The 25,449-nt window shown below is 66.1% G+C and carries 15 protein-coding genes; 7 read left to right on the plus strand and 8 right to left on the minus strand.

The genetic code is table 11. From position 1 onward, the window contains the following. Positions 1 to 630 precede the first annotated feature (630 nt). The gene (locus tag ACMCNO_RS02255) at positions 631 to 1,095 is read right to left on the minus strand and encodes a helix-turn-helix domain-containing protein (RefSeq protein WP_412747767.1); all 465 of its coding nucleotides are present in this window, start codon (positions 1,093 to 1,095) and stop codon (positions 631 to 633) included. A gap of 333 nt (positions 1,096 to 1,428) precedes the next feature. Then, positions 1,429 to 1,824: a hypothetical protein gene (locus tag ACMCNO_RS02260; RefSeq protein WP_412747768.1), complete on the minus strand. Its 396-nt coding sequence runs from the start codon at positions 1,822 to 1,824 to the stop codon at positions 1,429 to 1,431. 209 nt (positions 1,825 to 2,033) lie between these two features. On the opposite strand from ACMCNO_RS02260, the gene ACMCNO_RS02265 reads away from it, so the two are divergent. The 3 genes from ACMCNO_RS02265 to ACMCNO_RS02275 all read left to right on the plus strand — a co-directional run bounded on the left by ACMCNO_RS02265 (position 2,034) and on the right by ACMCNO_RS02275 (position 5,961). Then, positions 2,034 to 2,387: a hypothetical protein gene (locus tag ACMCNO_RS02265; RefSeq protein WP_412747769.1), complete on the plus strand. Its 354-nt coding sequence runs from the start codon at positions 2,034 to 2,036 to the stop codon at positions 2,385 to 2,387. A gap of 114 nt (positions 2,388 to 2,501) precedes the next feature. After that, positions 2,502 to 3,977, plus strand: coding sequence for an ATP-binding protein (locus ACMCNO_RS02270; protein WP_412747770.1), 1,476 nt, complete (start codon positions 2,502 to 2,504; stop codon positions 3,975 to 3,977). Between the two features lie 103 nt (positions 3,978 to 4,080). Further along, positions 4,081 to 5,961 (plus strand): Druantia anti-phage system protein DruA, encoded by a 1,881-nt coding sequence (locus ACMCNO_RS02275; RefSeq protein ID WP_412747771.1) that lies wholly within the window; start codon positions 4,081 to 4,083, stop codon positions 5,959 to 5,961. Between the two features lie 37 nt (positions 5,962 to 5,998). On the opposite strand, the gene ACMCNO_RS02280 is transcribed toward ACMCNO_RS02275, so the two are convergent. The 5 genes from ACMCNO_RS02280 to ACMCNO_RS02300 all read right to left on the minus strand — a co-directional run bounded on the left by ACMCNO_RS02280 (position 5,999) and on the right by ACMCNO_RS02300 (position 18,495). Continuing rightward, positions 5,999 to 10,789 carry a helicase HerA domain-containing protein gene (locus tag ACMCNO_RS02280; RefSeq protein WP_412747772.1) on the minus strand — a complete coding sequence of 1,597 codons (4,791 nt, stop codon included), beginning with the start codon at positions 10,787 to 10,789 and terminating at the stop codon, positions 5,999 to 6,001. Positions 10,790 to 10,815: 26 nt separating this feature from the next. Then, complete coding sequence (locus ACMCNO_RS02285; protein WP_412747773.1) at positions 10,816 to 12,318, minus strand: hypothetical protein; 1,503 nt, start codon at positions 12,316 to 12,318, stop codon at positions 10,816 to 10,818. Further along, a complete protein-coding gene (locus ACMCNO_RS02290) occupies positions 12,315 to 13,874 on the minus strand; it encodes a hypothetical protein (RefSeq protein ID WP_412747774.1) in 1,560 nt (519 codons plus the stop codon). Before ACMCNO_RS02290 ends, ACMCNO_RS02285 begins: the two co-directional genes overlap by 4 nt. A gap of 797 nt (positions 13,875 to 14,671) precedes the next feature. Next, positions 14,672 to 15,736, minus strand: coding sequence for a hypothetical protein (locus ACMCNO_RS02295; protein ID WP_412747775.1), 1,065 nt, complete (start codon positions 15,734 to 15,736; stop codon positions 14,672 to 14,674). Positions 15,737 to 15,810: 74 nt separating this feature from the next. Then, the gene (locus ACMCNO_RS02300) at positions 15,811 to 18,495 is read right to left on the minus strand and encodes a hypothetical protein (protein ID WP_412747776.1); all 2,685 of its coding nucleotides are present in this window, start codon (positions 18,493 to 18,495) and stop codon (positions 15,811 to 15,813) included. A 107-nt stretch (positions 18,496 to 18,602) separates the two neighbouring features. On the opposite strand from ACMCNO_RS02300, the gene ACMCNO_RS02305 reads away from it, so the two are divergent. Further along, entirely contained in the window at positions 18,603 to 20,444 is a 1,842-nt protein-coding gene (locus ACMCNO_RS02305) for an RHS repeat-associated core domain-containing protein (protein ID WP_412747777.1), read from the plus strand. Between the two features lie 18 nt (positions 20,445 to 20,462). Here the strand turns inward: ACMCNO_RS02305 and ACMCNO_RS02310 are convergent, their stop codons facing one another. Continuing rightward, entirely contained in the window at positions 20,463 to 21,749 is a 1,287-nt protein-coding gene (locus tag ACMCNO_RS02310) for an IS256 family transposase (RefSeq protein WP_412747778.1), read from the minus strand. 245 nt (positions 21,750 to 21,994) lie between these two features. On the opposite strand from ACMCNO_RS02310, the gene ACMCNO_RS02315 reads away from it, so the two are divergent. From ACMCNO_RS02315 to ACMCNO_RS02325, 3 genes are all read left to right on the plus strand, one after another. Then, positions 21,995 to 23,011 (plus strand): IS110 family transposase, encoded by a 1,017-nt coding sequence (locus ACMCNO_RS02315; RefSeq protein ID WP_412747779.1) that lies wholly within the window; start codon positions 21,995 to 21,997, stop codon positions 23,009 to 23,011. A gap of 33 nt (positions 23,012 to 23,044) precedes the next feature. Beyond that, positions 23,045 to 23,482, plus strand: coding sequence for an RCC1 domain-containing protein (locus ACMCNO_RS02320; RefSeq protein WP_412753585.1), 438 nt, complete (start codon positions 23,045 to 23,047; stop codon positions 23,480 to 23,482). A 317-nt stretch (positions 23,483 to 23,799) separates the two neighbouring features. Next, positions 23,800 to 25,443 carry an ABC transporter transmembrane domain-containing protein gene (locus ACMCNO_RS02325; RefSeq protein WP_412753586.1) on the plus strand — a complete coding sequence of 548 codons (1,644 nt, stop codon included), beginning with the start codon at positions 23,800 to 23,802 and terminating at the stop codon, positions 25,441 to 25,443. Positions 25,444 to 25,449: the final 6 nt, after the last annotated feature.

Raw genomic sequence — 25,449 nt, forward strand, 5'->3', positions numbered from 1 at the left:
GCCATGGGGCGTACAGCATTGAAGTACAGCAACGCCAACAGCCGCATCGACCGAGACCCTCCCGTGTTGACCCCTCTGACTTCGTACGGAGCTTGATCCAAGCGCGGCGCAGGCAATCCTGTATGTCAGGACTGTCTTGTCGATGCGTTCAGTGGTGGTGGGCGTCCCCAGAGCCAGGATTGGCCTTCGCGTTGAGCTGGGCGGTGGCCACCGCGGTCGGGGTACTGGATGTCGGCGGCGCTGGGGAGTTCCTGACCGGCGAGTACTTGCCGGCGGAACATGCGCCACCGGTTCTTGGAGGTTGAGCCAGTAGGCGTTCTTTGGGATGAACACCTGCCGAATCCGCGGATGCGAGGCCAGCCACTCGGGGCTGGACAGCGAGGTGTGTGAGGACGGGTTATCGCTGATCACCACGATGTCCCCGAAAGGGTTCGTCCGTTCCAGCAGGGCGAGGAATTCTGAGTAGGAGGCTGTTCCGGCGCGGCGCGCACATCGTGACTGCGTGGCCGTCGCGGATACGCAGCTCGCCGTAGACCCATGTCTTGTCCGGCTCGCGCCACTAGGCGACCTGTTCCTTGACCGGGGTGCCGTCGTTGGTCGAGCCAAGCTGAGCAGGGTAGGCGCGCGGGATCAGCGGGCCAAGCTCGTCGACGCAGCCGACCGTGGCGCCCTCAGGCGTACGGGTGTACAGGTCGATGACGGCGGTCCTTCTGGGACAAGGTCGGAGTCGTTTGACACCGCTGCCCCAACGGTCGCCATCCGCAAGCAGGATCCGTCGCACCTGCGCACGCCCAACGGCGATCCCGGAGCGTTCGCGGCCTCGGTCAACGCGTCCAGCGTCCATACCGCCGCGGTGGACGTCGCGCCGACCTGGACCAAGCCCCCAGCCGCGGAGTCGTAGCGCGGCCGGCCCGGCGGCACCCTCTTGAACAGGGCCACGATCCGGGACCGCCGTTGCTCGGTGAGCCGCCGCGGCCAGCCCCGCCGGCCCCTGCCGTCGAGGCCAGCCAGCCCTTCGGCGTTGAACCGGTGGATCCACGACCGCACCGTCCGCGGGTGACACCCCACCCGCAACGCGATCTCCCGCACCGGCACCTGTTCCAGGACAGCATGATGATCTAGCCCGCATCACTCAGTCCTTGGGCGCATGCCGCGCCCCGGCCAGCTTCTCAACTCTCGCCTGCTCGTCTCCGTCCGCCGCAGAACGCGCGACCACCCGAGCAGGCATAACCCTCGACCGCCTCCCACACGACGACCCGTACTACGCGAATCATCACGCTAAGGATCCTTTACCCGACAGTTACCTATGCGAGGAACGATGCACGAACTGACCTACGTAGGCACAGACGGATCCGATCATTGAGTGCGGAGAGGGTGCCCCGGCATCGAGGTAGAGGGGGCCTGCTCGTGCGGTTGCGGCGGAGGTGGTCAACCTGCGTCGATATTTCGGACCGTGAAGGAAATCCTCTTCGTTTTTGCCGGCTCCTTGAAATCGAGTGCGGACCCGTCAGAGAAAATGATGCGCGCCGTGGGCATCGGGCTATTGTCTGCGGGCTTCCATGCGAGAGCTTGAGCGAGGATGACAACGGTTCCAGTCCGAGCCATATCCGCAGCGATGACGTTTCGTTCGAGCACGATCTCGATCCTTCGTGTGTTCTCATCGACGATGACGTCCACGATTCTTTGATCGCTCACCGACTCAAGCGGCGGATGCAAGCTCTTGAGGGAATTGATGCCAAGGATCTGCGCGGAAGCAACCCGTTTCCCTGTGAGGCTCCCGCGTAATGCCTCGGCGTCGATGGCTACCGGCTTCGGACTGCTCAAGAGTTTGCCTTTCAGGTCGCTTGACTTGGCCCGCTATACGCTGCTGCGATGATCGCGGCAGCCTGGGCCGTGTGCAATTTTCGAGCGGGAACGCAGGCGTTGCGGAGAACGTGCTGATCGGGAGGCAATTGCCCAGCCACACAGGGGGTCATGTCTGCAGCTCCTGGACGGCAGTTTCAGCCGGGGCGGCGAGGTCGAGGCCCTGGTCGGTGGCTGAGGAGCGGGATGCTTTCCGCGTCGGATCCACCGTCGAGGCGGGCCTTGCGAGCCGATGTCCTGCGATATGTGTACAGCAGATCCGCAACGGCCTGACCCGAGTTTGGCGCAGCCAGAATCAAGCAAGCCAAGAGTTCTTTGCGGCTCGTTCGATCGCCTGTTGCTTCGACTATCTCAACGAGGTCGTCGAGACGGTCGTTGATGGGGCCCGGAAGCGCTACGCCGATACGCTTTTCCGGACAGTTTGGCAGCAGCGTGTCGGCGTCGATTCGCCGCCGTGTTGTCATTTACCTTCTCCGCGCACCGAGGTAGTGTATCCGCAAGACGCGCGTTTGACACGCGTCTAACGCATGTTCGAGTTGACGCATAACGCGAGTCGGCCTCGGACGGGGGCCGGTAGGAGGTATTGGGAGCCGATGTCTACGCAGCTTGGCGGCGCGAGCACGATTCGGCCCCGTCTCGTGAATCCCACGAATTTCCTATTCGCGACGCGCGACACGGGGTACAAGACCACTGGCCTTGCGCTTGCGGAACTGGTGGACAACGCCTTGCAGGCACGTGCCCGGCACATCGATGTCGACGTCCGGGCCGCGCCGTCACCCGATCGTCAGCTTGAGCTGATGGTCGTTGATGACGGGGCAGGCATGGACGCCAGCGCACTGGCCGAAGCTTTGACCTTCGGCGGTACAAGCCGCTTCAACGACCGGTCTTCACTTGGCCGATACGGGATGGGGTTGCCCAACGGAGCGCTCAGCCGCAGCCGCAGAGTTGAGGTGTACACGTGGCGGGGATCCGCGGTCCTGCAGTCGTGTTTGGACATCGACGAGCTGGCGGGATCAGGTGACGTCTGGCTGCCCCCTGTCGAGGCGATCCCACGGCCAGAGTTCGTCCCCGGCACGCCGTCCGGAACGGTCGTCCGGCTGACCCGGTGTGATCGCGTCGAGTACAAGCGGTCGTCCGCCCTGGCGCGGCGGTTGAGTGAGGACCTGGGCCGAATCTTTCGCCACTTCCTCGTTGCTGGGGTCACACTCACGGTGAACGGGCAGCCGGTCATTCCCGTCGACCCACTATGCTTGCACCTCGGCGCGAAGACGACGGGTGGCGTCCAATTCGGGGATGACCTCGTGTATGAGATTCCCGCAGCGGGGACGATCGGCAAGGTTTCGGTTACTTTCAGTGAACTTCCTGTTGACAGATGGCACGACTTGCCGGCTGACCAGAAGAGGGCCCTCGGCGTGACCGCCGGACCGCCGGTCTCGGTGGTCCGCGCCGGACGGGAGATCGATCGTGGCTGGTTCTTCATGGGCGGCAAGCGCCGGGAGAACTACGACGACTGGTGGAGATGCGAGGTCCGGTTCGACCCCGTCCTCGATGAGATGTTCGGGATCACCCACGCTAAGCAGGCGATCTCGCCCAGGCGCGAACTGCTAGCCGTCCTGTCCGAGGACTTGGAGACCATCGCGCGGGCTCTAAACGCGCGAGTGCGGAACAAGTTCGTGATGGTCAAGGCTGTCGAACCGCTGAGCGCCGCTGAGCGTCAGGCCGCGCGGGCGGACGCATCGCTGCCTCCGCTGCCAAGTAGACGACGTCCAGTGCCGCAGGAGTTGCAGCACTTGATCGACGATCTGCCGCCGCGAGACACTCCCTACCGCATCGTGCCCGCGGAACTGCCCACGACCAACGCCTTTGAGGTCCTGGTGCTGGGTCGCCAGACGATCATGCTGATCAACACCAAACATCCGTGGTACCGAGACATCTATGGACCGTTGGCCACCAGCGAGTTCGGTAAGGATCATGACATCGCCCGGCAGATCGTTTTGTCACTACTCGCCGCTGCACGCAGCGAAGCAGCGCTGGCGCGCCAACATGATCGCGGGCAGGCTAGTAGCCTTCGGCAGGTGTGGGCTGACGTGCTGGCTAGCTACCTGAATGCCTGAGATGACGAACGCCTGGCACCCCCTACCCACTCCCGCCGGATGGGAGGCACCAGACCGTCGCGCCTTCGCGGCGTTGGCTACCGCTCTCCGCGACCTTGATGCCGTGGCTGCCGAGGCTGCGCTGCAGCGCTGTTCGAAGCGGGGGAAGGCGAAGACATCACTCGACGCGGCCGCCAATGTCTTGATGGACCTTGCGGGACAGGGCTGGGCGGTCTCGGTCGACGGGACCGCCGTCTCGGTGACACCTCCGACTGGTGAGACCGACCCCGCAACTGAGAAGCTGCGAGTCCGAACTCAAGAGTTGATCAAGCGCAACGAGCAACTCGGGGAACCGTCGGTGCGTCGGTTCGTGAAGTTCATGGAGCAACCGCGCCTCCACGATGGAGCATTCATTTCCATCTTCAACCTGATGCGTGACGGCCGAGACCTCGCTCAGGCCCTCGGCGCGGTTCAGCAGGAGGCTTTGGAGGATCCTTCGAAGCTGCGCAGCGCTATCGATCCCTACGTGCAGGTAGTCACGAACGAGAGGTGCAGCGAAACCGGATACAGGCTCATTGATGTTTGGCGCTACTTCCGTCACACGTGGTCGAATCAGTACACCAGTACGCCGGGCCGAACGATGATGCTCCTCGTCCGTGACCGTGCGGCCAAGTACCATCCAGTGATCGGCATTGCCGCGCTCGGAAGCGCTATCGTCCAGTTGGCCGAGCGAGACGATTGGATCGGCTGGCAGCCGAAGGTGTTCCTCGACAGCCTGGAGAAGGACCCTACGCTGCGAATGGCGCGATGGATCACCGCGCGGCTCTCGACGGCTCGGGATGAGTTGTACCGCGAGGACCTGGTCAGGGATGGTCTGTACTGGCCGTCGCTGTGGGATGAGCCTTCCGAGGCCGCGATCGAGCGGTTGGTCAAGGAGTCCGAGACTCGGCGTCGCGAACATCACCGCTACGCGAAGGGAACGGACTTTAAGAAGACTCGAGACGCCAATGATGAGGACGCATGGCGCACCCGTGCCGAGTCGGACCTGTTCCGCAGCAAGCGATGCCGTGCATTGGCGGATCTCCTCACCATCCGCCTCGCGTTGCAACCGCATCTATATCCGAAACCGTCTCGGGCTGGCCTTGCCGCGGCTTTGGCAGATCCCAAGGCGAGGCGTGGCATCACCGCAGTGCTACGCCGCGCGAAGGCAGATGCAGTAGGCACCGAGATTGCCGACCTCACTGTCTGCGGTGCAGTGGCGCCTTACAACGTGGTATTGGGCGGCAAACTAGTCAGTATGCTGGCCGTCAGCCCAGTCGTTGTCAAAGCCTATCGCCAGCGCTACGGCGACTACGCGGGTGAGATCGCCTCGTCGATGGCCGGTCGCCCCATCAGACGACGCTCCAACCTGGTCTTCGTCGGTACGACGTCGCTGTACGGGTCGGGAGCCAGTCAATACAACCGCATCCGGATACCGTCAGATGTTCTCGGTGGTTCGGCGCCCATCGAATACCGCCGACTCGGCCGCTCGAAGTCGTTCGGAACGTCCCATCTGTCGTCCGCCACGGTGCGGTCGTTGGTCCGGCTGGCTGAACAGAGCGCCACGGGTGTCCGAGTGAATAGCATTTTCGGCGAGGGCGTGAATCCGAAGCTGCGCAAGATTCGGCACGGTTTCGACCTTCTCAATTGGCCTTCGGACATTCTGCTTCGACACGGCAGAAAACGCATCATCTACGGCATCAGCCTCGTCGACAATCTGCTTCCCTACCTTCTCGGTGTCGAGCAGCGACCGGACTACCGGTTCCGGCGATCGGCGATGAGTGATGCCAGCAGCGTCGCGATCTGGTGGATGAAACGGTGGTTGACACCGCGAATCCAGTCGGACGACATCATGGCGGCTGTCTCTGCACACACCCTGATTCGGCCTGTGCGTCACGGTGCGCGTGTCGCGCTGCCTCCTAGCACGGCCGCCCCTGAGGACAACGAGCAACTCGAGTTGTATTGAGTGCCGCCGGCTGGCCGGCCGGTCAGCCGGCGGCAGATCATTCGTGGTCTGTGGCCGATTCTTCGTCGGCGATGCGTTCGTAGTACGCCCGTACCGTCGTTCTCGCGTACGGCGAGTGGTGGGCGTTCTGTACGAGGCAGGTCAACGGCGGCATGTTCCGCACCATAGACGCCAGTTGCTCGGCGTCAGATCCGCTGGTCTTGCCAAGGAGGGACTTCTGCACGGCTCGAATCTGGTCAGCCTGCGTCTGGCTGAAGAAGAGCCTGGTGGCAGTAGCCCCCGATACCGCATCCGGAAGGTCCTTCGGGTATTGCGTCGCAATGAGCACGCCGACTCCGAAGGCGCGGCCTTCTCGCATCAGCGGTTCCAGATAGGGGGACTGAACCAGTCGCCATGCCTCGTCCAGAACCACCAGTCGGCGCAGGACGCGAGGCTGTGGCCGGCGGATCAAGTGCCCGTAGAGGGCCATCAGCAGGAACTCGGCCACCGCGTTCTTCACTTCGTCGCCGGGTAGCTGGCTTAGCCGAACCACCGAGCGGCCATCCAGCAGAGTCTCCTGGGTGGCCTCACCGGTTTCTGACCCGAACAGCTCCAGATCGAAGATCGGTGACAGCCTGCCAAGCAGAGCCGCGTGATCGTCACGGTGCAGCACTTCGCGGATCGTCTCGAACGGCAGGTACGTCTGGTCCGGGCCGGGCACGAACGGGCGGCCATCGATTCCCGCGATGGAGTACGTCTCTTTGATGGCCTCGCGGAGCGTGTACGCCTGTTGGTCGCCGAGCCGGTAGATGCGTTTGATGATGTCGACGAGCTGGTGGACATGGGCCATGGGTGTCGCACGCCCGGACGTCGGGTCAACCGGTGGCACGAGCGGGTTGAAGGGCAGTCCTTCGACGCTGGCGTCGAACATGGCGAGCCGCTCGATCCGCGTGTACTCGCCGGTGGCGTAGTCGTCCTTGAAGTCCAGAATCAGTGCGGGGAGGTCGAACGGAGGTGACATCAGCTCGTGCATGAGGGCCTTGGTCGCCTGGGTCTTCCCGCTGCCGGTCTCGCCCGTGATGGCGATGTGGCCGTTGGCGAGGGGCCGGCTCGGGCGCTGCGGGTCGTAGTACACGTCTGCGGGTTTCCCGTACTGACCGGGGGTCACGCCGACGTACGCCTGTGGCCGATCCACGCTTGCTGTGGCCGTTGAGCTGCTGTCCGGACGACCCGTTGAAGTTGCTTCAGGTTTACCTTCACGTCTGCTCTGGCTCCCTGTGTCGGCCGGACCGCGGCCTTCGCTGGTTACCGTTTGTGTGTCGAACAGGGTCGGATGTGTATCGGCACGGCTAGGCGCAGCGGTGTCCTCGGCCGGCCGGCTGTCAGATCGGGTCGTCGGGGCAGGCGCGCTCGGCGGCGGGGCGGCCGCAGGTTCGCCGGTCGTGTTGCTGGGCGGAAGGTCGTCGGTCGGCTGCTCCGTGGACGAGGGTGGCTCTGCCGGTGGAGCCGGTTCCAGTGCATCGACACCGGCCTCGTTGAGCTGTGTCACGGTGAGTGGGAATCGGGTACCGTCGCCAGCCTGAACGTGGGCCTGGCGCTGAGCCTTGAGTGATTGGGAGTCCACGCCGATAGATACCTCTACGAGGTGCAGGTCGACGGCGGAGTCGATCCCTCCTTCGAAGAGGTCTTGCGCAGCCTTTGCCCACCGCTGACGGGTACCTGAGCCGTAGGACCGTTTCGAGAGTTCTCGGTAGACGTTCTCGCGCAGGATTTCGCGCCGCGCAGGGGCAGTGATCAGTTCGTCGTGCCGTTCCTTGCGCAGGACATCCCGCACCAGGACACCTGTAACGGACAACTGCTCGGTCGCCGGACCAGTGGCGCTCCCATCGGCGATCCGGAACTCCGCCGAGGTGTCCTGCATGGCTTTGACCTCGAAGAGGGTCACCAGGCAGGTGTTCTCGGCCAGTTCGATGCCTAGCAGATCGGCTCGACGAGAGTCCTCCCGGAGGTGCAGCCATCGGCGAGCGGTCTTGTCGTCCAGGCTGATCAGTAGTCGCTCTCGCCCTGCTGGACAGGTCGCCTTGTACCAACGTGCCACGATCAGCGTTCCCAGCAGGCCCTTCGTCTGATTCGGGTCGAGATTTCCATTCAGGCCCGATCCCAGTGCCAAGGCGCCGACGTCGAGCAGGTCCGTCAGCTCGACGAGTAGGCCGTCGAGTTCGCTGTCGGTCACCGCAGTATTGTATTGCCGGATGACCTCGCGAAGGGCACGACGAAATGGGTCGGTGTCGTCGGCGAAGGCCACCACATCGCGGGCGCCGTCATGAGCGCTAAAGACTTGTAGGTGGCCCAACTGCAGATCTCGGTCTACATGGCGATCAGCCAGAACGAACCACGGCGCCGCCGTCGCCGCCGCTGCCAGCAATTCCCGTACTGCCGGATCCTGCCGCACCGCGAGACGGGATGCCGGCTGGGTCTTCGAGATGAGTCCTGCCACCTGGAAGTAGGCCGCAAAAGGCCCACCTGGGGCGGGCTCCAAGTCCACTGTCTTGCTGAAGGCCCGAAACCTGAGGCGATGGGGCATCGCGAGCGGCTGGATCGGATGTTCCACAACGCTGATCTTGTCCTGGCGTCCACCGGACTGATCGAACGCCACCATGACATGGGCGAGCGTGTCAGGTGGCGGGTTCTTGGTGTTCGCCGGCAGGGACCGCACCTCGAAGGTGAACCGTCGATCCTCCGCCGTGGCGCGAAAGAGCTGGGCCACACGGGCCTCGTCCTCGTCATCGAGACCGAGCGACTGGATCCCGGCTTCGCGCCCCTTGTAGAGGACCGTCAGATGGGCGCCCTCGATGACTTCCTTGCTCTCGAACTCGGCCAGCATCGAAAGGTACGGTCCGGGTCTCGGCGGGTCGATCAACGTCAGGCGAATGCCTTGCCGTGCGGGCGGGTAGGCGTCCAGGAATGCTCGGACGATCTTCTCCACCGCCGGGAAACCATCGTCACCGACACTGCGTTCCTGCACTGCCGCGAAATACGGCAGGTTGCCCACCGTGCTGACCTGAGGAAGGACCTGCGGTGTATCGATGGTCAGGTCGGGCAAGCACAGGCTGGTCAGGAAGTTCGGTAGGTTGTCGGCCGACTCCACCACGAGCTTCTCGTCGAGTGCGCTGAGGCGGCCGCGTTGCGCGGAGACGACCAGAGCGAACTCCGAGTATCGCCACAGGTACAGCGGATGCAAAGGCGTCAACATTGCGATCGTCTGTGATCCGGACCCGAACACGATGGTATCGAGAAGCAGGATTTCGGCGATCAGTTGGTCGGCGTCTGACGTGTAGTTGCTGAACAGGTCGCTGTAGACGCGACTGATGGAGGTCAGGAGGGCATGGTACCGATCGACGTACACGCGGATGAGTTCACGCGACTCTGGGGCTGAGGCGACGAGCAGAGGGGAGGCAGCGAGTTCCGGGGTGAATGGAACAACCGCATCACGAGCTGCGTCCAGTTCGGCGAAGGCATGGCTGAGTTCGCGCCCGCTGTCGTCCTCGATCGCCTCAAGGAAGCCACGGATTTGGTCGGCTGTCCAGAGCCGGCTGAGATCTTCTTCGCCGCGGTAGCCGGCGATCCGCTGTTCGATGTCTCCTACGGTCGCTTTGATCCAGCCGCCGTAGCGGCCCTTGTCGACCAGGCGCATGACCAGGTCGAGAACCTCCGGTCGTACCTGTCCGCGCAGCGTCAGCCCTGACGGCAACTCGAACGTCAGGCGTTCGTTGCGAGACGACGTGGTCCTTGCGTCGAGGTCATCGACGGCGCTTCTGACGTTCTCCCGAGCTGCGGTGAGGTCTTCGGTTTGGGATTCGTCGTCGGACAACAATGCCTGGGCTGCGAAGGAGGACAGTGGCTGAGGGCCGGGCCGTGGCGGGGTGGGCGTGTCGCCGTCGTTGTCGCCGTCTTGCTCGGGCTGTCCTTGTCCCGGGTCCTTCGGTTGGTCGTGATCTGCCGGGGGCGCGGGAGGGACCGGCCGGGGTGGGTCGACCTTTGCTCTGCGCTTGCGCTGCGTCATGAGTTCGGAGGCTTCGGCGAACGTGAGCTGGTCAGCCGGCTCGCCCCGACGAAGTTTGTAGAGCAGGTGAAGGCTGCGCCGCAGCGCTCGGCGCCTGTCCGGGTCGGTTTCGTTGGTGATGTTGTCCGTCATCGTGCGCCGGTCGGTGTCTGTCAACATCTGTAGCCGACCTACGAGTTCGCGGTTGTCCCGCACCCGCTGAGAGATGACCTGGTCGCGAGCGCTGTCGAAGAGTTCGGGGTCGGACAGGAGCCCGAGATGAGGCAGTTGGCGGCTCGACTGCGCTTTGAAGTCGGCTGCGTCGTCTTGGCCGCTGGGGAGCGCGACGTAGTAGTCGACCAGTTGCCCGAAGGAGATGTTCCGGTCGTTGGCGAGTTTGCTCCACCATTTCAGGAGGACGTCGTTGGTGTCAGCAAGACCAGCCTGCGCTTGGGTGACGAGAAGGCCCTTCAGGACTGCCGGCCCGATCGTTTCGAATTCCTGCAGTGAGGACAGGCGTGCCTGGTCACCGAACGGCACCACGACGATGGTCGCCGTCAGACTCCGGTCGTTGCGCCAGACCTCGGCCTGCTGCACCGTTGCCGAGAACTTCTCGGGCGGGATGCCAGCTTCTTCAGCGATGCGCTGAGCGTCAGGCGTCAAGACCGCGATCCGAAGATCCACAGATTGGAGCACCTGGGCCAACCCGGTGATCACCTCGGTAGCCTCGAGATACGGCACGTCCTGGACGACGACTCCAAGCGAGCCGGCGTACTGCGTGACCTTTTCGCAGAGGAGGGCGCTCACAAGTCCCTGGTGTGCCTGAGTGTTCGTCACAGTATCGCGAGGCTTTCTGGGTTGGTGGTCACGACGGTTTGGCCATCGGCATACGCCTTTGCGTAACCCGCTTCGAGCACTGCCCTGCGGAAGGCTTCAACGTTGAGGCGCAGGTCCTCCTCGGAGACCGAGGTGGGCGGTCCGAACTGGCCGTCGTTAATGTTGTTGCGGCGGACGATGTGGTCGTCGGTGCGCTGACCCGCGACGATGCCGTAGTAGGCACGCAGCCTGTCGAGGAACTCCGGGAAATCCAGCGGTTCCTCTGGATCGACTGTCGCCGCAACGAGTGTCTCGATGAATTCTGTGGTGAGGCCGTACCTCTTCTGCAGCTTGCCGCCTCGCCCGCTGTTGCTCCAGGGGACGAGATATCCGGCTCGTCTTCCCAATTCCGTCAAGAACTCGACGGGATGCTTGGCTAGTGTCATCGCCGCTTGCCAGAGTGCTTCACTTAAAGCTTCCTGGGGAGAAACGTCGCTGCCGTGCCGGTACACCTCGTACCCCTTCTCGACCAGTAGGCGCTGCTCCTTCCGAATTCCGGCGACGATCTCCTCTGGATCGGAAGCGTCTCCGAGTTTCGAAACTCGCTCTCTGAATCGTCGTGACACCAATGCCTCCAACGAGTCTCCTGCAGCTCGCAGGGACGCCCGGGAGGCATTTCTGATCGACAGTCTTGCGCCGTCGAACATATCCACCACGATTGGCGGTCGAGGGCTTCCGTCATATGCCTCTTGAAGGCGGGATATCAGGTGGACATGGATCGCAAAGCACGAGAACGTGACCATCCGCCGCAGGGAGTTCAGCTTGGACCCGTGCCCGTGATCGAAACGCGCAAGCCGGTCGATCGAGTCGCGGAGAGTCCGCAAAGTGTGTGATTCCAAGACGCCGTCTGCGTCGGTTGCCATGAAGGGATACGACGCCTGCAGCGACTCTTCCGCGCTGGGGCTGAGCGGAAAAGGTTCCGCGTACTGCGACATCGGCAATGCCAGAGTGGACCAGGGATCGCGGTCCGACTGCAGAAGAAGCCGTATATGCTCCGCGGCGTCGCCGTCTCCGCCTGCAGTGAGCAAACTAGCGAGGAATGTGCCGCAGCGTGTATCCGAAACGTCTGCTGTGATGAGGCGGTCGTTGGACAGCGTGTAGGACGACTTTGCCGAATCTGGCCATACCGCCTTGTCGGTGGCGAGCACCCCTTCGGCCAAGGTGCGGAGGGTGCTGAGCTTGTCTTGGTCGATGTCTGCGCCGTCGCGTCCGACGAATGCTTCAGGGTACGCCGCCAAAATGTTGCTGTTCGAATGGCGCTCACGCTGAACTCCTGCTCTTTGGTCAAGAACCGTGCGACGCAGGAACTGGGCAAGCGCATCTGAGTTATAGGAGGTGCGTGTCAACGCCCGGCCGAGGCCGTTTGCTATGTGCACCGGCTTGATGGAAGCGTTGGTCGGCAGGAGCCCGAAGTCTTCAGCGTAGACCTCATGGAGGAGCGCTTTGACATCGCTGATCACAGGCGGTACCTCGCAGGCTGCCGTTGGATTTCGATCTTGGCCTCAATGTCCTTGGCGACGTTCCGGATGCGTACATCCACGATGTCGCTGTCGGCGAGGTCCACACTGTTGTGAATCTGGTCCACAAATCGTGCAACCCGCCGGGTCGCGCTTCTCGACCAACTCGCGCGCCCCAGCCCCCAATGAGCCTCGGCAAGAGTCAAATAGAGGGACCGGTCCACCAGAAGGCGTGCGTCACTTCCGTGGCCATCAACGACGGCCAGCGCGAAGGTCGCCGTGCGTCTCTGCTCTGGAGGCAACCAGGCGTCGACCCATGGAGCGAACCGGGAGGGTCTGATGCGGAACCGGCTTGCGGGGACGGTATGCAAGGATAGGAAGGTGTCCGGGGATCTGACGTCGAATCGGTGGCTCTGCCACAGCACCAGCTGATCGCGCTCCGTGTCCGGACAATCAGGCTGGTAGAAGCGATTCAAGGCTAGGAGCAGGTCCCGCACCACGTTAGATCCGCCGTCGGTGCCTGCACTCGCGAGGTCATCGAAGCGCCGTTCGTCGAGGGGTAGCAGTTTCAGCAGGTCGGCGCCTGCAGCGTGCTCAAAGTAGAACCTGCGCTTGAGCCTGCGGTAGGCGTCAACGCGGGCGTCGGTCGGAAGACCCTGCACGCCGATGGGGCTTGTGCCATCAACCCAGTTGGCGGCCGTCGTAGATCCTCGCCATAGGTCGGTGTCGTGGCGTGGGTGCGTGACCGTGGCAGGGTCGAAGGACTCCCGGACGGCATCGAAGAGTGGCCCTACGCCGCCCTCGAACGCGAGGTGCGCGTAGTGCAGGGTGTGCACCTGCCGGTCGGCCAAGCGATCGATCATGGGCCGGCCGCCGGTGATGAGGTAGGCCAGGAAACCGACGAGCTGGCGCATGGTGGCGTGGTGACCGCGACGAGCGACTTCATGAAGCAGAGCCGTTAGCCGTTCCCGAACGCGCTTGGTTCGCAGCGCGTCACGATTCGCGATCGCGGGGTCCCCCTGGGTGAGGCCCTGGTAGAAGCGCGGATCGCAGAGCTTGTCGATCACGCTGAGAACCACTGTCGGGGCGAGCACGTTGCGCAGGCTGAGATCAATGACGCGCACCTGATCACTCGCAGATGGCGGCTGCTGGTCTCCATAGTGCACAGCGTGCTGAACCTGACGGAGGGCTTCTCCCAAGGGTTTGAAGTCCTCTGCGAGTGGATCTCGGCGAAGGACGAACAGGGGCCACTCGTTGATGGCCAAGACCATCGGGCGCTTGACCTCGTAACACGTACGCCAAACCGTCAAGATCTCCTGGTCGGACATGACGTTCGCGTCGGTGAGCACTTGAGTGCCGAGCTTTTCCAGATCGGCTCGCAGTCGCTCGATGAGGTGAGTCTTTCCATCGCCGGGGTTGCCGGTAACGATGACCTGGAGACCGTCGCCTGCCAGTTCGAGCATGTGCTCGTTGAGTCCAAGGTCGACATCCACCCAGTCGAGTTCTTCGGGGCTGAGCCGGTCTGCGTAGCTGTTGCTGCTGCGGTACAGGCGTTCCACGAACTCGCTTGGTGATCGCGCCGCAGGGCCGCTGCCAGAACCAAAGGAAGACATGGCACCGGGTGCGTCGTCCAGCGGCGGCACTCCGGAGCCCTCACTCGGCCAGCGGCTCGACGGATCTGAACTTGTCACCGACTGCGCTCCTCGCTCGACACCCTCATCGTCGCTACCTCGTGGACGGTTCTAGCTTCCACTCCCGAGAGGGCTGAGCATGACGACTGTGACCGGAGCTCACAGAAACTCGGCAGGCGCACCGCGGCTCCCCTGCGACAGGCATATACCCCTGTTGTCAACCCTTGTCACTTCGCTGTGTCATCATCACCGTCCGGTTCGGATCGTAACCGCTTCTACCCACACCGTCACTAGAGGTCGCTCGGCCGATCTGATGTTGAGTTGGGCAGGAAGCACCTCGCGAGGCAGGAGGGTCGGATTGGCGACGGTGCGGGGTGCCGAGTGATCCCCACCGTCCGTGCGTGGGCGACACGTCCGGCGGACGGCTGGGGAGATGTCGTACCGGGGCGTCATCATGCAGCGGTGACGTACCATCTGAACCGGCTCGCGGCGGCTCGGGTGCCACTTCTTTCATCGACATCAGGTGTGGCTCGTACGCAGCTCGATCCAACTGCGTCGCCGGGACTCCCTCGGTCGCGGGTTCGAGTCCCGCCCCCCTCACCGACTGGCCGTCCTCACGGGGGACAGCCAGTCCTCATGCGGGTGTGCCGACGCGGGAGGGTCGGGATCGGCTGTAAACCGCCGGCTCAGCGCCTAGGGGTTCGAATCCCTCCGGCCCGCACCACTCAGCTGTTGAAGGTGTTGTGCTGGACGTTGTGGTCGCCGATCTGCAGACCCCGGACACTCTCCAGCCGGACGTCGCGTGCGGCCGGGTTCTGTGATCGGCCGGCCCGCCGGTCCAGCAGGGCGTAGAGGACCTCGGCCGAGGCACGGGCCGCGAACCGCTTGTAGCGGTCGTCCTTGGCCGGGTCGGCGTGGTCCATGACGCCCTTGACCACCAGCCAGTCCGGTACACCCTGGGTCTCGGCCACGGTGGCGATGGTCGCGGCCTCCATGTCCAGGCCGGTGACGGTGCGTACGCCCATCGCCGACAGCCGCGCCCAGGCTTCGCCGTCCTTGGCCACGTAACTCCCACTGGCCATGGGCGCCACCGCCACCGCGAACGGCAGCTTCGCGGGCCCGTGCACATCGTCGTAGCGGGCGCGCTCGATGAAGGTGCGGCCCTCCTCGGTCAGCACCCACTCCACCCCGGGCCGGACGATGTGCCCCTGGGCCTCGATCGCCTCTGGCCGTTGTGGCCACATGCCCGGTGGGAAGTAGCGTTCGAACGCCGGGTGCTTCACCGGGTCCTGATCGAGGAGCAGCCGCTCCGGCAGCCAGAGGGCGGCCTCCTCCTCGGTTGCGGGGCCGTAGCTGGGCAGCCCGCTCGGAGGATTCAGCTCCTGCGCGGCGCGGATCCACTTCTGGTTGAGTTGGTAGTGCCGGTGGTCGCCGACGAAGCCGTCCCTGGTCTGCTTGCCCTCGTCGTACTCGTACGTCATCTCGGCCACCACCACATCGCCCAGCGCGACCTGGCCCGGGTTGCCCGCGCACACGCCGGGCATGGCCAGGCAGCCCGGACGCAGCCGGTCGACCAGCGCCGTGGCCGCGACCCCGGTCGGGCGGCCGCTCATCCGGACCGGCCGGGCGAGCGCCACCGACAACCGGCGGCCGTCGGAACATCGGTACTCGCCCCGGAGGTAGGGATGTGGGTCGTCCTCGTCGCAGAGCGTCCAGTCCTCGATGCCGGCCTTGGCGGCCTCGTGCTCCAGCGGGATCGCCGCGACGATCAGAACGTCGATCGGGTACACGTCATCTCCATCGTCACCACTCGATTCCGCGGCGCCGGACCTCGGCATCGTGGTCCTGCTCGCGGCTCTCCCGCTCATACGTTTCGGCCAGCTGCCGGAGAATCCGCTGCGACCGAGGCCAGCCCTCGGCCTGACGTTCGCACTCCCGATAACGTTCGACCAGCGTCCGTTCTTGAGCGCCGCCGTCCCGGGCGCCTCGCCACGTCACCCCGCGCCGGTTGTAGAGACCGCCCCAAAAGAGCACTGTCCATCGCGTCGCTGTCCGCGTCCTCCAACACCTCGCGCACGGCCAGCGGTGGCACCGAGCCGTCCTCGTCCGGCTCGGCGAAAGCGAGGACGGCGCCGATCTTCCCGTCGGCGAGGCGCAGCCGGCCCGAGGCCGACAGCCGTCGTCTCACCTCCTCGACCCAGGCCGCGAGGGCCTCGGCGTCGATGGTCCCATCCGGACCGGTGCCCGGGCAGCGGCGCCAGGAGCGCAGGACCTGGGAGATGGCGCGGATCCGGGCGGCCTGGTCCGGGTCGTCGACGGTCTCGTCGGAGCCCTCGGGCCGGAAGGCGGCCTCGACGAGCTCGACGAAGAAGGCCGGGTCCTCAGCGAGGCGGGCGTGGATCGGCGGCGTACGGGCGTCGTAGCGCAGGAGCGGGACGAGGTTCAGCTCGATCTCGGTCACCCGATGCGGCCCGAGCGCGTCCCGGTGACGTTCGAGCAGTTCGACGACGATCTGCAGGTCGTATCCGGAAAGCCGGCGGTCCTCCTCGGCCGACCGGACGAATCCCTCGCAGGCGGTGGCCGCCTCGACGGCGACCTCGGGCGTGTCGACCTGTTCGGCGTACATCGCGATCAGATCCAGGGCCGCCGAGAACCGGCCCACGCTGATCAGGCCGGCCGCCGCCTTCGCGACACCGGTGAACTCGGGGCCGAGGCCGTTGACCCCGAACTCGCGCCAGTAGACGGCGGCCGCCTCGGGGCCAGGATCGGTGTTCTCCGGATCGCGCCGCGCCAACAGCAGCCTCGCCCGCGCGGTCGGATCCGAGGTGCGGTCGAGGTAGTCGGCGCCGCGCCGGATCCGCAGCGCGAAGTACTCGAACGCGATGTCCGGCCGGCTCGCCGGGCGGTCCCCGGACAGCCAGGTCAGCAGCACGTCGTCGTGCTCGGTGGACGGCGACTGGGCGAGGGCGGCCCCGATTAGGTCGCCGTTCCCGGTTCGGTCGGCTAGCGCCACCAGTGCGTCGAGACCGCCGGAGGCCAGGATCCGCGCCACCGCCTCGGCTCGTAGCCGCGACAGCTCGGTGAAGTACTCCGCGCTGGACCGTCTCCTCGTGACGCCCTCCGGCTGGGGCCACCGGTTGCCGAACAGCCAGAACGTCTGGTCGGCCGGTTGCGACGGCGCGAGCGCGTCGGCGGCCCGCCGGAACGGCGCGAGTTCGTCCGCCGACATCGCCCACGGCGCGTCGCCGACGTCGGTGTGCAGCGCGATCAGTTCGCGGAGCGCCTCGGACAGACGCCGCCGCATCTCCTCGTCGTCGACCGAACTGGACAGGGACATCAGCCGCTCCACGAAGCCGGAGCGCTGATCGTCGGGCAGGTTGTCGGACAGTGGGATGAGGGCGAGGAAGCGTTCCGGATCGTCGTCGAGGTCGTCCAGGGCCAGGCCGGCGACGTCCCGGAAGGCGGCGTAGGTCTCGGCCGGAGGCGGTGCCCCCGGTATCGGCCAGTCCCGCAGGAGCGGCGTCGGGTGGAGCGTACCGATGGTTCCGTGCCGGGCCGACCGGAGCAGGTCGAGCAGCAGCGTCCGGGCGACCTCGGGCTGGTCGCGGAGCATCCGCTTCAGGGCGCGCAGCCGGACCGGTCGGGATGCGTTGGTCTGGGGCCGTGTGACCTCGAAGATCTCGGCGAGCGAGGCGCCCGGCCGGTCCGGCTGATCGCTGCCCGGATCGGCCGCGGCCATCCGGGCCAGAGCCTCGACCGCACCGCCGAAATGCTCGGTCGGCCAGGCGAGGAGCTCCAGGGCCGCGCGGGAGAAAAGGCGGCCGGTCCGCACGGCGTCGAGGAACGCGGTGGGGGATGCCTCGGCCAGATACGTCAGCACGTCCGCGAGGGAGAGGTTCGCCTGGCTCATAACCTCGCGCACCACCCGGTGCGCGAGGTCGGCCGAACCACCGCGGACCGCGAGGACGATCAGCGACTCCGCGATGCCTCGCCGGATCGCCACCGACCCGCCCTGCGTGGTGAGGACGTGGACCGCCAGGCCGGCGAATGCCGCCCGGTCCTCATCGGTGAAGCTGGGCGCCAGCAGGACGATGGTGTCCTCGGGCGCCTGCACGTACCACCGCTGACCCAGGTGCCCGAGCATCGCCGTGTCCGGGTCCGCGGCCGCCTGAGCGGAGATCTCGGCCATCTCGGCGTTATCCACCCCGATGAACTCATTGACGGTCGCCCGATCACCGTCGTGATCGCCGTGCCAGCCGCCCAGCAGCGCCAGCCGCCGGAGGCGGACATCGGCCGACCGGGCCCAGGGCGGGATCGCGAGCGAGCGGTGTTTGGCCAGGGCCCGCCACAGCTGGCCCAGCCCACGCCGGGCCAGGACGCCGAGGGACCGGGCCCGGTCCGGCTCGATCCGGGCGGACAGGTGCCTCTCGACCTCCTCCTCGTCGAGCGCGGGCACCCTCACGGCCGGGTTCGGCACGAGCTTGCCGTACACCAGGATGGTGTGCGGGCGCCGGAGCGGGATCTCGTTCAGCGGCAGGCTGGACGGCACGGCCAGGATCCGCGGCTCCTGCGCCGCTAGGTGGGCGCGGAGGGCCGCCTGATCGTCGATCAGCAGCGTGCGATCGCCCAGCGGCGTGCTACGACAAGGCCGGGCAGATGACCACGGCCACCGACTGGGCCAACCGCACCACCACCTTCACCTGGACCCCGGACGGCCAACGGAAGCGGCAGACCACACCCGACGGTGTCACCAGCACCTACGACTACGACACCACCGGACGCACCAAGTCCATCCAGCTCACCGCCGCGGGCGCGAGCCTGGACACCTACGACTACACCTACGACGACGCCGGACAGATCAAGACCGGCGACGGCAACACCTACACCTTCGACAAGGGCGGCAAACTCGCCGGCGTCGCCGGCCCCACCACCAACGGCACCTACAACACCACCCCCGCAGGCAGCCTCACCGGCACCCCGGACGGCACCACCCTTGCCTACAACGCGGCCGAACAACTCACCGCCGCCACCCACACGGGGGTCACCCAGGCCAGCTACGCCAACGACACCAACGGCAACCGCACCACCGCCACCATCCCCGCCGGCGCCAGCAGCCCTGCCGGGACCACCTCCTACCACTACAACAGCCCCGGCGCGCTGACCCGCGTGACCACCACCAGCGGCGACATCGGCTACACCATCGACGGCGCCGGCCTGCGCAAGTCCCGCACCAGCAACGGCGCCACCACCACCTTCACCTGGGCCACCAACAGCAGCATGCCGCTGCTACTCGACGACGGCACCCACCGCTACCTGTACGGGCCCGACCTCACCCCCTACGCCCAGATCGACCACAGCGGCACCGTCGAATACCTGCACACCGACAACCTCGGCTCCGTCCGCCGCATCACCAACGCGGCCGGCGCCACCACCAGTACCAACACCTACGACCCCTACGGCAAACGCACCGCCCACACCGGCACCGCCGACAGCCGCATCGGATTCACCGGCGCCTGGACCGACCCCGACACCGGACTGGTCTACCTCCGCGCCCGCGACTACGACCCAGCCACCGGACAATTCCTCACCCTCGACCCGGCCATCGACACCACCGGCCAGCCCTACGCTTACGCCCGCAACAACCCCATCCAGAACACCGACCCCGCCGGCCTGTGCGCCGACTGCTCCTTCATGCAGAACTGGGTCCTCAACCACGGAGCCACCCGAGAAACCCTCACCACCGGCGTCATCGGCCACGTCGTCGGCTTCCTCGAAGGCGTCGGCGACGGTGCCAGCTTCGGCCTCACCGGCATCGCCCGCGAAGCCCTCAGCCCCGGCTCCAGCTGCTACGTCAAAACCAACAGCTGGGCCTACAAGGCCGGTGAAGCCTTGCCCTACGTCCTGCCCGCCGGCGCGGCCTTCAAGGGCGCCTACGGCGCAATCAAAGGCATCCGCGCCGCCCGCGCCATCGCCGGCGCCGGCGTCAAGGCCGGTGTCAGGGATGGCGTGGAAGCTGTGGGCGGCCGGGTCACGGCCAAGGGCGCGGAAGGGTTCTGCAGCTTCACCGGCGACACCCGCGTCCTCATGGCCGACGGCACCAGCAAACCCATCGCCGCCATCAAAACCGGCGACAAGGTACAGGCTGCCGACCCCAAAACCGGCAGGAAGGGCGCCCGGACCGTAACCCACCTCTGGATCCACCAAGACCAGTTCGTCAAGCTCAAACTCGGTAAGGCCAGCGTCAACACCACGAAAAATCATCCTTTCTGGAACGACACTGACAAGGTATGGGAACCTAGCGCCGCCCTCGACCCCGGTGACCTCGTCCTTACCGCCGACGGCCAACACGTCCGCATCACCGGCCTCACGGAGGGCAGTGACCTCTACGGCCGCGCGTACAACCTCACCGTTGACGACATCCACACTTACTATGTACTCGCCGGCACCACACCCGTCCTCGTACACAACACATGCGGTGAATGGGGACTATCTCGCTAATGGTGTTTCCGGCGGTCTTCAGTAGGTCTCAGCGGCCGGGAAGCGGTCGCTGAAGGTGATGGCGAAGGCGTTCAGGGCGGGTTTCCAGCGCATCGTCCATCGGGTTCGGCCGGTCCCGGTCGGGTCCAGGGACCGGGTCACGAGATACAGGCACTTTAGCGCTGCCTGTTCGTTCGGGAAGTGGCCGCGGGCTTTGATCGCCCGCCGGTAGCGGGCGTTCAACGACTCGATCGCGTTCGTGCTGCACAGCACCTGCCGGATCTCCACGTCGTAGTCGAGGAAGGGGATGAACTCCGACCAGGCGTTGTCCCACAACCGGATCACTGCCGGATACCGGCCGCCCCACTTCTCGGCGAGGTCGTCGAAGGCCGCCCGGGCGGCAGTGGCGTTGACCGCGGTGTAGATCGGCTTGACGTCGCGTTTCAGCTCGTCCCAGTACTTGCGGGAGGTCAGCCGGAACGTGTTGCGGATCAGATGAATGATGCAGGTCTGCACCACCGTGCCCGGCCACACGTTCGTGACCACCTCCGGCAGCCCTTTCAGGCCGTCGCAGACCAGGAAGAACACGTCCTTGACGCCCCGGTTGCGCAGGTCGGTCAGCACGCTCATCCAGAACTTCGCGCCCTCGCCACCTGTGCCGGCCCACAGGCCGAGGATGTCCTTGTCCCCGTCGAGGGTGACCCCGATCGCGGCGTAGAACGGCCGGTTCGCGACTTGACCGTCGCGGACCTTGACCACGATGGCGTCGATGAACACCGCCGCGTAGATCGCGTCCAGGGGCCGGTGCGACCAGTCGGTCATCTCCTCGATGACCTTGTCGGTGATCCGGGAGATCGTCTCCTTCGACACCGACGCCCCGTAGATCTCGGCGAAATGGGCACTGATCTCGCCGGTGGTCAAACCTTTCGCGTACAGCGACAACACGACCTCGTCGACGCCGGACAACCGGCGCTGCCGCTTCTTGACGATCTGCGGCTCGAACGTGCCCGCCCGGTCGCGGGGCACGTCGATCGCGACATGGCCGGTGGCCTCGGTCAGCACGGTCTTGGACCGGCTGCCGTTGCGGATGTTGCCCGACCCGGCACCGGCCGGGTCGTGCTTCTCGTAGCCCAGGTGCTCGGTCATTTCCTCGTTCAACGCGGTCTCGAGCACCGTCTTGGTCAGCTGCTTGAGCAGCCCGTCTGGCCCGGTCAGCGCCAGGCCTTGTTCCTTGGCCAGCCGTACCAGCTCCGCGGCGGCCTGTTCCTCCGCCGACGGCTCGGGCTTCTTCTTCCGTGGGGTCACATCGTTCAGTGTCGCGGTCATCACGGCACCCTCCTCGCCGGGCTACGCCCGGCGGGTCAGGCCCGAAACACCGTTAGATCCAGTGTCAACCTTGGACTGTCTGGCGGGCTCGCTCCACCTGTTTGTTGCCTTCGTGGCTGTTGTAGGTTCTGCGGCCCGCCAGACCTCAAGGACCGGCCGGTATGGCTTGAGAGGAGCGTGTCAGCGCCCGACTGGGACATGCCTACCGACCGGCCCGCGCCCCTCGGTCAAGGAGACGCACTTCCATGGTGGTCATCGGCATCGACGCGCACAAGCGCACCCACACCGCCGTCATCATCGACGGCAACGGCCGGCAAGTCGCGGTCAAGACCTGCGGATCAACCAGCAAAGATCACCTCACGCTGCTGCGGTGGGCGGCCAGGCACGACCCCGACCGCGTCTGGGCTCTCGAGGACTGCCGCAACATGACCCGCCGCCTCGAACGCGACCTACTCGCCGCTGGCGAACGCATCGTCCGTGTCCCGCCCAAGCTCATGGCACACGCCCGCGATGCCGCCCGCACCTACGGCAAGTCCGACCCAATCGACGCCCTGGCCGTCGCCCGCGCCGCGCTCCGCGAGGACGGACTACCCGTCGCCCACCTCGACGGACCCGACCGCGAGATCCGCCTGCTCGTCGACCACCGCGAAGACCTGATCGCCGAACGCACCCGCGCCGTCAACCGCCTCCGCTGGCACCTGCACGAACTCGACCCCGAGTGGGATCCGCCTGCCCGGTCACTGGACCGGGCCAGCAACCTCAACCGAGTCCTTCACCGGCTGACGACCCTGCCCGGCACCGTTGCCCGGCTCGCCGCCGCGCTCGTCGAGCGATGCCGGCAGCTGACCGACGAGATCAACGCCCTCGGGGCGGAGATCAGCAAACTCGCCCAGCAACTGGCACCCACACTGATCGCACTACCTGGCTGCGCTGCGTTGACCGCCGCGAAGATCCTCGGCGAAACCGCTGGTATCGCGCGCTTCCGGTCCGCGTCGGCCTACGCCCGCCACAACGGCACCGCCCCGCTTCCTGTCTGGTCGTCCAACCGTTCCCGGCACAGGCTCAGCCGCACCGGGAACCGCCAGCTCAACGCCGCCCTGCACCGCATCGCGATGACCCAGGCCCGCTGCCACCTGCCAGCACAAGAGCTGATCGCCCGCCGCAAAGCCGGCGGCGACGGCGGCATGGAAGCCCTTCGCGTGCTGAAACGACGCCTCTCCGACGTCATCTACCAAGCGCTACGCGCCGATACGGCTGCTTGACAGAGGAGCAATCCACAGTCCCACACGTGCGGGCTGGGCAGCGACACACAAACCTACTGCTGGGGCGCCGGCTCCTCTAGCCAGCTGGGTAACGGCGGCACTGCCGACCAGTTACGGCCGGTGGCGGTGGCCGCCCCGGCCGGGGTGCGCTTCACCCAGCTCACCGCCGGCAACAACCACACGTGCGGGCTGGGTAGCGACACCAGAACCTACTGCTGGGGCTGGGGCCCCGACGGTCAGTTGGGCAACGGCACCGTGGACGAGTCGACGACTCCGGTGCCGGTCAAAGCCCCGAATGGGGTGAGCTTCACCCAGCTCACCGCCGGCGAAGGCCACACGTGCGGGCTGGGCAACGACACCAGAACCTACTGCTGGGGCTGGGGAGCCGACGGTCAGCTGGGTAATGGCGGCACCGCGAACCGATCGAGTCCGGTGGCGGTATCGCCGCTTCCGCCGCTGACCGGCCCCTAGCCCCGGCCAGAGTCACCGCGACACCCCCATCCCTCCCACGGGTTGCCCCGGTCTCCGAGACCTGCGGGTGCCGAAGGGGTCAAGGCCGTACGTGGAAAGAGTTGTCCGTCTCGTCCAGGAATGACCGTTGGCGCTGCGTAACGGGGCAGACCCCGCTGTTGTGGCCAGTGATCTTGTTCGTTAGGTTGCTTCGCCACGGTGTCAGGCGTGGGCGGAGGTTGGCGAGGATGACCGATCCGCATCGCGACCCGTCTGCGGCCGACCTGCGCAGCCCGTGGCGATTTCTGTGGTGGCTGGTCAGAAGCCAGCCCGTGCGGGTGGCCTGCGGAGCGCTGCTCGGCGTCACCTGGATGGTTGGTCTCACGCTGCCGCCCTACGTTCTGTCGCAGGCCATCGACCGGGGGCTGGCGGGCAAGGACTTCGGCCGGCTCGTGCTGTGGTCGGGTGTACTGCTGGCGGTCGGTCTGGCCAACGCCTTCTTCGCCATCATGCGGCACCGCACGATGACCCGGATCAGACTGGACGCCGCGTATCGCGCGGTGCGTGCGGTCGTCCGCCAGACCACGGCTTTGGGGGCCCGGTTGCCGCGGCTGGTTTCGTCCGGCGAGATCGTTGCGGTCGGCAGCCGCGATATCTGGGTCATTGCGCAGGCCCTGACGGTGACCGGGCCGGGCTTCGGTGCCGTTGTTGCCTACGTCGTGGTGGCCGGCCTGCTGCTGTCGATCGATCCGCTGCTGGCGATCGTGGTGCTCGTGGGTGTTCCGGCCCTCGTGGCGACCGTCGGCCCGCTGCTCGGGCGGCTGCAGAGCCGCAGCAGCGTCTACCGCGAATATGAGGGCCGCCTCTCCGACCAGGTCGTGGACATCGTCCACGGTTTACGGGTACTCAACGGCTTCGGCGGCAAGTCCGTGCATGTCGAACGCTACCGCCGCGGCTCGCAACGGCTGCAAGAGGAGGGCTACCGGGTCGGCTCCGTGACCAGCTGGGTGCACGCCCTCAGCGTCGGGCTACCAGCCGTCTTCCTCGGCGCCGTCACCTGGCTGGCAGCAGCGATGACGGTACGGGCGGAGATCAGCGTGGGCGAACTGGTGGCGGTCTACGGGTACGCGGCCGTGCTGGTGGTCCCGGTTTCGGCCCTCATTGAGGGCGGAACGGATCTCAGCCGGGCAGCGGTTGCCGGTCGCCGCGTCACGCGACTGCTTGCGCTGCCGCGGCCGGCCGACGTCACGCATGCCATGCCCGAGGGTCCAACGGCAACGGCGTTGTTGCGCGACCCGGCATCCGGCGTGGTGATCGAGCCCGGTCTGATGACGGCCATCGTCGCGAGTCGCGCGGCCGATGCGGCCGCGATCGTCGAACGCCTGGGGCGCTTGGTCGACTCGGATGCCGTGTGGGGCGACCTGCGTCTGGCCGACATCACACGGTCGGCCGTGCGTGATCGGCTCCTCGTGGCGGAGAACGACGCGGAGTTGTTCGAGGGCCGGCTTCGTGACGTGGTCTCCGGTCGACGCGACCGCCCTAGGGAGGCGATCGGGCGTGCCCTGTGGGCGGCGGTCGCCGAGGACATCGTGCAGGCCCTCCCGGCCGGCTCCGATTCGGCGATCGCCTCACACGGCGGCAACCTGTCCGGCGGCCAACGGCAGCGACTCCGGCTGGTCCGGGCGCTGCTCGCCGATCCCGAGGTGCTGCTGGCCACCGAACCGACCTCGGCGCTGGACGCCCACACCGAGGCCACGCTCGCGCACCGTCTCAAAACGGCCCGGGCCGGCCGGACGACGGTAGTGACCACCACCTCCCCGCTACTTCTGGATCAGGCCGATGTCGTCTTCCACGTCGTCGACGGCCGGGTCACGGCCCGCGGCCCGCATCACGAACTGATGGCACGCGAGCCCAGCTACCGCGCCCTGGTGGAACGGACCGGCGACGACCACGCCGAAGCGGCTGCCGGCAACCAGGCGTGAGATGGA

Source organism: Krasilnikovia sp. M28-CT-15 (assembly GCF_047159595.1).
GTDB lineage: Bacteria > Actinomycetota > Actinomycetes > Mycobacteriales > Micromonosporaceae > Actinoplanes.